The 836-nt window shown below is 46.1% G+C and carries 1 protein-coding gene; it reads left to right on the top strand.

Going from position 1 to position 836, the window contains the following annotated elements; all coding sequences use genetic code 11:
* A partial coding sequence (locus tag A3750_RS18640) for a FixG Ig-like domain-containing protein (RefSeq protein WP_197475147.1) occupies positions 1-683 on the top strand: 683 nt, incomplete at its 5' end.
* Positions 684-836 lie beyond the last annotated feature (153 nt).

Below are 836 nucleotides of genomic sequence, written 5' to 3'. Positions count from 1 at the left end.
ACGACAAAGGTCGGGGCGATCCACGAGGCAGCCGCAAGCGCAACGCAGATTATAAAGAGCAAGGCCTTGGCGACTGTGTTGATTGCGGCATGTGTGTTCAAGTCTGCCCCACCGGCATTGATATCCGTGATGGGCTGCAGTACGAATGCATCGGCTGCGCCCTGTGCATTGATGCCTGTGACTCAATCATGGATAAAATGAACTATCCAAAAGGCTTGATCAGCTACACAACCGAACAACGACTCGAAGGTAAGTCGAGCCATATCTTAAGGCCAAAATCGATTGCTTACGCGGCGTTGCTCGTGATTATGACAGGCACATTCCTGATGCATATATTGAATCGCGTACCGCTCGAAATTGATGTAATTCGTGATCGAGGCTCTCTGTTCCAGCTCAATGGGTTGGGCGAGATAGAGAACTCTTATACCGTTAAAGTTATGAATATGACTGATGAGAATCAACGCATGACGCTTGAAGTTTCCGGCTTTGATGGTTTGAAGATTGGTACGACTTCTGAATTCGAAGTTGTTTCCGGAGAAGTATACAATCTCCCAACAATTGTCGAAGCGAAACCGTCCGATTTACCAGGCAGCAGTAATGAAATCAACTTTACCGTTCGCTCCATAGACAATCCTGAACTTGAAGCGTACTCAGAAAGTCGCTTTCTCGGATCAAAAGAGTAAATTTTATGAGTACCCAAGCAATGAGCGAACCGAAACAGAAGTGGTATCAGCAACGCTGGCTTCTCTTTGTAATGAGTGTTCCAGCTGCTTCTGTCATTCTTAGTAGTATCATGATCTACCATGCCGTAACCGGCAAAGATTCATTGGTAAATG

The sequence above is a fragment of the Oleiphilus sp. HI0079 genome, from assembly GCF_001635105.1.
The sequence above is the reverse complement of the archived record's forward strand: the minus strand, read 5'-3'. Positions and strand labels throughout refer to the sequence as shown.